The organism is Candidatus Sarmatiella mevalonica, assembly GCF_016751895.1.
GTDB lineage: Bacteria > Pseudomonadota > Alphaproteobacteria > Rickettsiales > Rickettsiaceae > Sarmatiella > Sarmatiella mevalonica.
This window is the reverse complement of record NZ_JACVVM010000053.1, coordinates 1-9,746: the sequence shown is the minus strand read 5'-3', so window position 1 is coordinate 9,746 and position 9,746 is coordinate 1. Positions and strand designations below refer to the sequence as shown.

At 38.4% G+C, this 9,746-nt stretch carries 9 protein-coding genes and 2 pseudogenes; 5 read left to right on the top strand and 6 right to left on the bottom strand.

The window, feature by feature from the left end; translation table 11 throughout:
* Positions 1-275: pseudogene (locus Sarmat_RS04865) on the top strand (hypothetical protein); the annotation flags it as partial.
* Positions 276-471: 196 nt separating this feature from the next.
* A pseudogene (locus Sarmat_RS07410) lies at positions 472-617 on the top strand (transposase); the annotation flags it as partial.
* 296 nt (positions 618-913) lie between these two features.
* Here Sarmat_RS07410 and Sarmat_RS04855 read toward each other — a convergent pair.
* From Sarmat_RS04855 to leuS, 6 genes are all read right to left on the bottom strand, one after another.
* Positions 914-2,113: a dicarboxylate/amino acid:cation symporter gene (locus Sarmat_RS04855; RefSeq protein WP_202149684.1), complete on the bottom strand. Its 1,200-nt coding sequence runs from the start codon at positions 2,111-2,113 to the stop codon at positions 914-916.
* 66 nt (positions 2,114-2,179) lie between these two features.
* Positions 2,180-2,515, bottom strand: a complete 336-nt coding sequence (cutA, locus tag Sarmat_RS04850) for a divalent-cation tolerance protein CutA (protein WP_202149683.1) — start codon at positions 2,513-2,515, stop codon at positions 2,180-2,182.
* Positions 2,516-2,956: a 6-pyruvoyl trahydropterin synthase family protein gene (locus tag Sarmat_RS04845; protein ID WP_202149682.1), complete on the bottom strand. Its 441-nt coding sequence runs from the start codon at positions 2,954-2,956 to the stop codon at positions 2,516-2,518.
* A gap of 105 nt (positions 2,957-3,061) precedes the next feature.
* A complete protein-coding gene (locus Sarmat_RS04840; RefSeq protein ID WP_202149681.1) occupies positions 3,062-3,685 on the bottom strand; it encodes a ribonuclease D in 624 nt (207 codons plus the stop codon).
* A 40-nt stretch (positions 3,686-3,725) separates the two neighbouring features.
* Positions 3,726-4,055, bottom strand: a complete 330-nt coding sequence (locus Sarmat_RS04835) for a ferredoxin family 2Fe-2S iron-sulfur cluster binding protein (protein WP_202149687.1) — start codon at positions 4,053-4,055, stop codon at positions 3,726-3,728.
* A gap of 56 nt (positions 4,056-4,111) precedes the next feature.
* On the bottom strand, positions 4,112-6,634 hold the full coding sequence (gene leuS, locus Sarmat_RS04830) for a leucine--tRNA ligase (protein ID WP_202149680.1): 2,523 nt from the start codon (positions 6,632-6,634) through the stop codon (positions 4,112-4,114).
* Between the two features lie 351 nt (positions 6,635-6,985).
* On the opposite strand from leuS, the gene Sarmat_RS04825 reads away from it, so the two are divergent.
* The 3 genes from Sarmat_RS04825 to Sarmat_RS04815 form a co-directional block, all read left to right on the top strand.
* A complete protein-coding gene (locus Sarmat_RS04825; protein WP_202149679.1) occupies positions 6,986-7,648 on the top strand; it encodes a DUF2659 family protein in 663 nt (220 codons plus the stop codon).
* Positions 7,649-8,142: 494 nt separating this feature from the next.
* On the top strand, positions 8,143-8,922 hold the full coding sequence (locus tag Sarmat_RS04820; RefSeq protein WP_202149678.1) for a hypothetical protein: 780 nt from the start codon (positions 8,143-8,145) through the stop codon (positions 8,920-8,922).
* A gap of 530 nt (positions 8,923-9,452) precedes the next feature.
* Positions 9,453-9,746 (top strand): transposase family protein (locus Sarmat_RS04815; protein WP_279611758.1); only part of this gene is annotated, 294 nt, incomplete at its 3' end.

Genomic DNA, 9,746 nt, shown 5'->3' with positions numbered 1-9,746 from the left:
GAGCTACATATGCTGACAAAGGTTATTGCGTTGCTCCCGCCAGGATAGCAGCGGCTCGTAAGGGAGTTCATCTATGTGCTATTAAGAAAAACAATATGAAGGAAAAGAATTTTGATCTCGACCGCTATTATACTTACATTAGATCTCCTTTCGAAAGGGTGTTTGCTCAGAATAATAAACGACTGCGATATGTAGGAATAGCAAAAAATCAATTTGCTGAATTTATGAATGCGATCTGTTTTAATTTAAAGCGTTTAACCGTCCTTGCTGCATAAAACAGGTAAAAATACATCTATTTAGGCTTATAACAAAACTAAAACAGCTAAAAATGAGATTAATTTCTGATTTGACTAAAAAACTATGCAGTTTTTAATAGCAAAATCCTTATAAAATCACTCAAACAAAAATTTTAACTACAAAATACAAAATTTTCTAAAATCTCATCTTACAACGGTCCCAGTGGAGAATGTTTTAATTCAGGAATTAAAGTCCGGCCAAGTTGTAATTATGAACAATGCTTCTTTTTATAAATCTAAGAAGACAAAAGAATTGATTGAATCAGTAAATTACAGGATCATTTTTTGCCTCCATATTCACCAGATCTGAATCCAATAGACCTCTTGCATAACCTATTCCGTGGGGTAATTTTGTTGTCAAAACTCCTTTGTGCTCCTCATACACTAGAGTATGCTGCGGCGCTCAACATCATTTTTCCTAAAAATTCCTCTTTCATTTTTAGGTTATGCAAGAGGTCTAATAGAGAAATTTTGGGCTAATATGTGAAACGATGGATTAAAAATCAAATTACTGAATTGAATCAATTATATGAGGTTATTTCTTATTTCTTTACAATACCTAATTCAATCTAAATTACTATAAATGACCCGCGCGAGCATCAAAGAAAATTTATTACTCAATTTCCTTTTAGGTATTTTTTCTTGTCTAGTGTACCCTCACTATGGTCCACTACAACCGTTACAACTGCATCACCAGTAATATTAATGGCCGTACTAGCCATATCCATAATACGCTCAATACCGGCAAGAAGTGCTACTCCATCAATAGGTAGGTTAATAGCAGAAAGAATCATTGGCAGCATCACCAGTGTGCCACCAGGTATGCCAGCCCCACCAATAGACCCAATAGTAGAAGTAAAAATAATAACTGCATACTCATGCATCCCAAGCGGCGTGTTATATAACTGCGCGAAAAAGAGCGCGGAGACCGAGAGTTTAATAGCCAGCCCCACCATGTTCATCGAAGCTCCTAGCGGCAACACAAAAGCTGTTGATGATGCAGAAACGCCCAAATCTTCTCTGCACACCTTCATGGTGGTAGGTAGGGTAGCTTTGCTACTAGAGGTAGAAAACGCAATTAATTGATACTCTAAACTTTTGCGATAAAACGGCATAGGAGACATTCTGCAAAAAACTAGAATCATTACGCCAAATAAGAGATACTGCACGATAATTGCGCACAAAACGGCTAAGGCGAGGCTAGAAAAACTAAAAAACAAATCAAAACCTTGATCAGCTATCAACCATGCTGTAAAGCTGAAAGTGGCATACGGAGTGAGCTCAACTACATAAATTATCACTTTAATCATTAACTGGAATAGAGAGTTAACGCTTTTTTTGATTTCGTTATTATTGAGCTGACTAATGGAGTATCCAAACAAAAGAGCTAAAAACACCGCCTGCAAAACATTGTTTTCTATAAAGGGGGAGAGAGGGCTGGACGGAATAATATTTATTAAAAAATCAGAAAACTTAAACTGTGGCACGAGCGTTGATGTAGTGGGACAAAGACTGCACTCAATACCATCACCCGGACGCAAAATCAGAGCCGCGGCTATTCCTAGCGCGATTGCCGTAATGGTGGTAAATACATACAAAGCGATAGACTTGAGACTGACCCTGCTGGTGGCGGTAGAACTCTCCATACTGCACATACCGCTGAGTATGCTAAAAAACACAAGCGGGGTAATTACTACTTTTAGTAATCTAATAAAGATATCTCCTATTGGTTTAATGTATATTGCATACTGCGGAAGATACATTCCGAATAATACGCCTAGCACAATTGCTAAAATCACTTTTTTCCATAATGCCATAAACACCTTGAAGATTTATTTAGTTATTTATAATTTTTGTATTACAAACCTCAAAAATAGCAAGGTTTAGTTAGCGCTAGTAATCATAGTTTGCTCTATCCAATCGAAATACTCCTTTGTGCCATCTTCAATATCTAGCTTTATCACTTCTGGTATATCATAGTTATGCATAGCCCTAAGCAAATATTCCACTAGTTTATACTTATCTGACTTAGACTTGATAGTGAGTTTATATTCTTTTAAATATTCAATTTGATTATGCCAAAGAAAATGGCTGTCTATTGCTTGTATTTCTACGCAGGCAGCTAAATGTTCAGACAATAACTTGCGGGCCATGTTTTCAGCCACCCTAATATCATTAGTAGTGGTAATAATTAAGCAATAACCAATTCTCTTTTCCATCTAAATTTCCACAGAACAATTAGGGGTTTCAAAAAGCTTTAATTTTAACTCGATCTTTCTCTCGACCGATGCTGCTTGCGCATCTGGCAGGCCAAGTACGCCAGGCAAAACCTGCATTAGATGAGCTACGATATTTTCTGCTGTAGGGTTATTCTCTAAATAGTAAACACGCTGCCCAGTATAAGTTTGTACAAAATCTCCAAGTTCTTTATCTACTTTTGAAAGAATAAGATTATGATCGAGATATTGATCTATCCAATCTTTAACAAGCTTCTTAATATCCTGAAAATCAGAAACCATACCTAGTGCATCTAATTCTTTTGATATCAGGGTAACTTCTAGAACATATCGATGGCCATGAACAAATCTACAGCCACTTTTATGATCAACCACCCTATGCGCAGCATCAAATTCTATTTTTCTCGTACAAGAATAAGCCATAGATCAACCAATTATATCTTTAGTAAAAGGAAGTAAAAAGGGTGGGGGGGTGAGGCTATATAAAACTAGAAGATGCAACAACGAATCTGGCAAACGTGATCCGCGTTAGTGCTGTAAGATTTGCAACTCATCCCATCCCATTAAGTCTAATTTAGCACAGGTTGGCAAAAAATCAAATATAGCTCTAGCCAAATAATATCTATCTTGCCTAAGAAGCTCAGAGTCTAGCCTTTCTTTAATTTTATGTAGATACACCACATCTTTAGCGGCATAATCTATCTGCTCCATAGAGAGCTCTGGCATAGACCAGTTAGAGCTTTGTTGTTGCTTAGAAAGATTAACGCCTAATATCTCCCTGCATAATTCCCTTAAGGAGTGCGAGTCTGTATAGGTGCGGGTGAGTTTAGATGCAACCTTAGTGCAAAAAACATTTGTTAGCTCTAGCTTGAGATAGTAGAAGATGGCGGCTAGGTCAAACCTCGCATAATGGAAAATCTTACATCTTGCGCTATCCGAAAGCAGATTAATTAAATTAGGGCAATGATACGCATTATCAAACTGCACTAAATAAGCCTTACCATCACCATTGCTTAACTGCAAAATGCACAATCTATCGCGCAACAAATTAAGCCCCATGGTTTCAGTATCTATAGCCAAATCTCCCTCTAACACAAGGCCGTCTGGTAGATCACCATGGAATAAAAAATACTGACCACTCGCACTACGCATATCGCCCTCTTACTAATTTTTTTTGCAAAATAAAATAACATCAAAATCTGATATTACGCGTTGCGCTAGGCAGTCTAATTCTTAACCCATCTAACTCTGGCACCATAATAATTTGGCAACCAAGGCGGGAGGTTTTAGTTAAACCATATGCTAGATCTAGCATATCTTCCTCAATATCACTGGCAGGAGGAAGAGAGTTAAATGCATCCTCTGCTTCTATAATCACATGGCAAGTAGAGCAGGCTAGAGAGCCTTCGCACGCACCTTCTAAGTCTAAACCGTGTTTATGTGCTATTTCAAGCACAGACAAACCAACTGGCGCTTCCACCTTCTTTTCTCCTTCGGAATCAATAAAAATGAGATAATACATGATGATTAATAAAAAATAAAAAATTTTAAATACGAGCAATGTGATATTAAAGCGCCTCACTCAGAGCTCAGCACAACGTTCACAATCTTCTTTGGCACTATAATAACCCTCTGAACTCGCCCTTCAACCAAATGTTTAGCAAGTAGCTCCATCGCTTTGGCTTTAATCAATTCTTCTTCATCGTCATTCATAAAATAATGAGTAGCGCGCAATTTGCCATTTATCTGCAGAGCCATGTTATATCCATCTTCCGAAAGCAACTCTTGGTTATATTCTGGCCAAGAGGAAAGTGCGAGCATTCTATCATTCCCAAGGCTACACCAGAGTTCTTCTGTGATGTGTGGGATAAATGGATTAAGCACTCTAGTTAAGCGCTCATATCCAAAAAGCAAAATAGACTTATCCACTCCTTGCTGTTGAGCTTCTAGCAAAGCATTAAAAAATTGTCGACATTTTGCTATAGCTCTATTGAGTTTATGAGATTGAATTTCTTCGCCAATCTCCTTCACTAATCTATGAGCAGCCACCGCTATCTTATGCTTTGGTATGCTTTGAGAGCGCGCACTTTGCAAATCAGTCTCGCTAAAACTAGAAGCAAAGAGAGTTAGTTTTTGAATGAACTTCGCGCAGGAATCAAGCCCAGCATTGCACCAATGCATTTCTTTTTCTGGCGGATTATCAGATAGAATAAAAAGCCTAGAAACGTCAGCTCCATAGTTAGCTAATAAAGAATCTAAATCCACCAAATTCTTTTTTGACTTACTCATCTTCTCTATGCCACCACTAAACACTTCCTTGCCAGTAGTAGCATGATAAAATTTATCCCCCTTTTTCACTACTTCTTCTGGAAATAAAAACTCTCCATCGGCATCCTGATAAATCGGGTGCAACACCATGCCCTGGGTGAGCAAACCGCTAAAAGGTTCACGCACATCTAAATAACCCTCCTCTTGCATCAACTTAGTAAAGAAGCGAGCGTATAGTAGGTGTAGGATGGCATGTTCTACGCCGCCTATATACTGATCCACTCCTAACCAATATTTATTTGCCTCCCTATTGACCACGTTAATAGAGTTTGGGTCGCAATATCGCGTAAAATACCAAGAGGATTCAAAAAAGGTGTCTAATGTGTCAGTCTCTCTCACGGAATCCTTGCCACACTCAGGGCAAGCGACATGCTTCCAGGTAGGGTGATGATCTAGAGGATTACCAGTGCCATCAAATTTTACGTCCGAAGGTAGAACAACTGGCAGTTGCGCAGGCACAACATTACAATCTTTGCAATAAATTATGGGTATAGGACAGCCCCAGTATCTTTGCCTAGATACCCCCCAGTCCCTAAGTTTATAGTATGTTTTAGCTTTGGCGCTGCCTTGCTGAATCATCACATCTGCTATATGCGTGCGCGCCTGCTGACAGCGCATTCCGTCTAAAAACTCAGAGTTAATCATAGTCTCGTTATCTATCACCGGTTTAAATGGGATCTTGAGATAATTCGCTAACCCTTCGTCGCGCGCATCATGCGCAGGGCAGCCAAACACGGCGCCAGAGGCATAATCCATTAAAACAAAGTTGGCAACTAATAGTGGTAGTTTACGCTCCTTATCCAGCGGGTGAGTAACATCGTATCCTAGATACACCCCCTTCTGTTCAAACTGTTGCTTGTCATGTTGATCAAAATCTGCATCAAAACCTCTTAACTCATTAGCTCTGCATTCTTCTATAAAAGACTGTACCTGAGGCGAAAGCGTGAGTTGCTGTAATACCGGATGATTATGCGCCAGCGCTACAAATGCCGCGCCAAAGAGGGTTTCTGGCTTTGTAGAAAACACTTCTATCTGGGAGTTTTGAAATGGGAAATAAATTAAAAGCCCATCAGACGCCCCTATCCATTTTTGTTGCATCAATTTAATGTGCTCTGGCCAGCGCGGCAGCTTATCTAGCTCTCGCAACAATTCATCAGCATAGTTAGTAATTTTTAAAAACCATTGCTTTAAATACTTTTTTTCTACCAAGGCACCGCTTCTCCAGCCCCTGCCATTAACCACCTGCTCGTTTGCCAAAACTGTTTGATCCACCGGATCCCAGTTTACGGGCGATTCTTTTTGATAGGCTATGCCGCGCTCATATAGTTCTAAAAAGAATTTCTGTTCATGCACATAATATTCCGGATCGCATGTAGCAAGCTCCTTAGACCAGTCATAAGAGAAGCCAAGCGCCATAATTTGCCGACGCATTACCACAATATTATCATAAGTCCACTGCGCTGGATGCTGGCCGTTTTTGATTGCTGCGTTCTCTGCCGGCAAGCCAAAGGCATCCCATCCCATAGGATGCAACACATTAAAACCTTTTGCACGCATAAACCTCGCAATCACATCGCCTATAGAATAATTGCGCAGATGACCTGCATGAATTTTGCCTGAGGGGTATGGCAACATTTCGAGCACATAATATTTAGGCATGCTCGACTCGTGAGTTGCGCGAAAAACCTTTTGTTCATTCCAGATTTTTTGCCATTTTTTCTCGATTTCTAAGAAGGCTCGAGAGTAATTATTGTTTGATAAGTGGTTGGTCATTGCTTGGTACGTTAAAAATAAATGAATAAATACTAATATCCTTAATATCCTAAGCTATCGAATATTCACCGAGTAAATAGTACTCAATATTGCTAAAATTTGCAACATAGATCTATTGTTTATTGATAAATATATAGTCTTGATAAATGAAGATTTAATAGACCTATGCTACACTTAAAGCAGCTGGTATGAAGCAAAAAAATGATCTGAAAATAATGAGCTGAATGAATTTTATGCAAGTTATATCTCTTTCATCCTTGCAAAAAACCAATAGAGGTTGTATATACTCCTTATGCCTTAAAAAAATATAATACTCTTATTTGAATTTTTGATCTTTTATAGATGCTTTAGATGACAGACTTAATAGACGAAGTAAAAAACGAAACCCACCAAAATAAAACTGTTGCTGTGTTTAAGTTTTTTTTATACACGAGTCTTATGATACTTTTGGTGGTGGTTATAGCAATGACTATCTATAACACATACCAAAGCAATATTCGTAATAAAAACGTAGAACTGTCTGCTATCTTGCTAAAGGCTAAGGAGCCAGACGAGGTTTTGAATATTAATTTAGATGATTTATATCAACTACTACCAAAATATAAAGCGGCAGAGTTAATATTGCTAAAAAGTTTGTCGCAAAAGTTAAATCAAAATGAGATGCAGCAAGCGGAGCAGATTTTAGACAATATACTGGCTCACACGCAACTGCGCCCTATTACTCGCTCTTGTGCGTTGGTTATGTACAACAGTTATTGTTTGAACCTGGAGGAAATAGACGCAAATCGAAAATATAAATTAGACGCCTATATTGGGGCGGTGAGAGCGCATGAGCCGTTATATCACTATTCTCAATTGCTGTATGTTTTATGGCAAATCAAAAGCGGCGAAATCGGATCTGCGCGTGAGCTACTCTCGCGCAATGAGATGTGGGCTGATTGTTCTAACAAACTGAAGCGTTATACGCAGATGATTCTGCTTAGTTTGGATAAGAACCAAGGTAATCTGAAGTAAAAAATTTTTTGGGACTTGTAATTTTTTCTAACTTAGTATACTACTGGTTAATGCAAATAGACCTCTTTCGAAACTCTACTCATGGTGGCAACTGCTTCGTCACTCCTATGGTCGAATCCTCGTGTACTTTATGTACGCCGCGAGTTCCGCGCTTCTTACGCCCATCACATTTGCTATTAATTGAGTGAGTTTGGAAAGAGGTCTAATGTTGCGTAAGCTAGTTTTAATTATTCATTAGTTTAGTATTAATTAGGTTAGATATATATGCAAATATTACAAAACCCACAATTCCCTGCTATTGTTTTGCAGAATCCACCATCACCACGAACAAGAGAGCACCTACAGAGTATTGCAGAAGGTAAAAAAGCGTAATAGAAGTAATAAGTTCACTAGACACAAGTTCCAAAGGTCCCGTCAAAAAATCAATTCTTAAGAATATAGGCTGTTTTCCTCGTAATAATGCCCAGATATTCCGCGATCTTCTACATTGCCAAGTGACACCAGCAGAATTGTTGCACGCGATTGATCAAATCCCAAATCATGAAATAAAAGAGAGAGTAAAGCATTATGCTGGTTTGGCAGCAGGCTATTACCTTTCATTAGATTGGCTTGATGTAGGGGACGCATCTCCAGAGCAAAAAGAATTCTTGGATGCATATTCAGATCTCTATACCATGGCTATGGAGAAGAAAATAATAAGCAGATGGCAAGATCCTAAGTCTATTAATGCATCCCTTGCAAAAACTATACCAGCTGACTTGACGTACATCTACTACACAGCCTATGTATTAGGAGTATTGCTTGACCAAAATGACATAAAACCACGCCCTGGATTACTCTTTGCGGGACGTGAAAAAACAGGGGAGTTAGTGCCAGAAAAAATCGCTTATGCAATAAGATTATTAGCGCAAGAAGACCGAACAAAAATAATAAAGAACGTTCGTATAATCAATCCAAAATATCTAGAGGAAAGCTTAGGTGGGTATATTGCATTTACTACCGACCATGACTATGGTATACAGCACTACTCTGAGCAAGAGAGAGGCGAGGAGTACTTAAAAAAGTTCCGTGAAGAAGCGAAGCGATATTTTCATTATGATAGTGATTTTGCGCAAGAAGGTGAAATACTGTTTAATATACTGCGCTACTGTACTAAGCGAGCTGCAAAAGATATACGCTCCATTCTCACGCAGGCGGATATGTGTCGCATGCAGATTTTTATACAATCTGTGCTACCAAATAGATTCGCTTCTGACGAATACACGGCAGAATAATTAGTTAACAAACAAGATCCATAAAAATCTCAAGACGAGGCGCTGGCGCCTCTCTTGACAAAGTCACTTGTGACACTGTTAATAAAATTAATTGCAAAAAGGAAAGTAAGAGGAGTAAAAAATAATTAGACCCACTACGTAACTCAACCGAGTGTAATGTTGCCTATTATGAGATTTAGACGCATAGATCAACTATAGTAAATCGGCCTTGCATTATGCGAGATAGAGAAGTACTGTAAGGCGTCATACAAATAAGTAAACCCAGTCATGCCATCTTTAATCCATCGTTTTATATTAGCCCAAAATTTTTCAATTGGGTTAGGTCTGTATAGCACCCTACAATTTATGTAATAATTGAGGAAAATAGACCTGTTGCGTAAGTGAGATTTTATGTTTGGGATCGATGTTTCAAGGGTATGCAAAATAATTAAATTTGGAACGATTGGTCGCGAAGTTGCTTGCGATAGAAAAAAAATCGCGCTCTAAGCTATAAGATACTGAGCAGTTAATAGATGTAACGGAGCAAATAATTGAAAGGCCTAGCGAGAAACAAAAAGATTCTGGTAAGAAACGTAGGCGCAAGCTTAAGACTGAAATCCTACCACGGCAAGGTTCATAATTTTAAAATTCATAAACAGAAAGATCGTCTTCCGATAGATACCAATATTTATGCTGATTCCGGATATCAGGGGTTAAAGAAACTTTGCAAGAACGCCAAAACACCGATAAAAACACGAAAGAAAAAGCCCTTGAGTTACTGGCAAAAAATATATAATAAGATAATTGCTAAAAGACGTATAAAAGTTGAAAATATTATCGCTCAA

What these genes read in the sequence shown, in the direction of transcription:
- Sarmat_RS04855 (WP_202149684.1), bottom strand. Translation starts at nt 2,113, where the DNA reads ATGGCATTATGGAAAAAAGTGATTTTAGCAATTGTGCTAGGCGTATTA.
- cutA (WP_202149683.1), bottom strand. Translation starts at nt 2,515, where the DNA reads ATGGAAAAGAGAATTGGTTATTGCTTAATTATTACCACTACTAATGAT.
- Sarmat_RS04845 (WP_202149682.1), bottom strand. Translation starts at nt 2,956, where the DNA reads ATGGCTTATTCTTGTACGAGAAAAATAGAATTTGATGCTGCGCATAGG.
- Sarmat_RS04840 (WP_202149681.1), bottom strand. Translation starts at nt 3,685, where the DNA reads ATGCGTAGTGCGAGTGGTCAGTATTTTTTATTCCATGGTGATCTACCA.
- Sarmat_RS04835 (WP_202149687.1), bottom strand. Translation starts at nt 4,055, where the DNA reads ATGTATTATCTCATTTTTATTGATTCCGAAGGAGAAAAGAAGGTGGAA.
- leuS (WP_202149680.1), bottom strand. Translation starts at nt 6,634, where the DNA reads ATGACCAACCACTTATCAAACAATAATTACTCTCGAGCCTTCTTAGAA.
- Sarmat_RS04825 (WP_202149679.1), top strand. Translation starts at nt 6,986, where the DNA reads ATGACAGACTTAATAGACGAAGTAAAAAACGAAACCCACCAAAATAAA.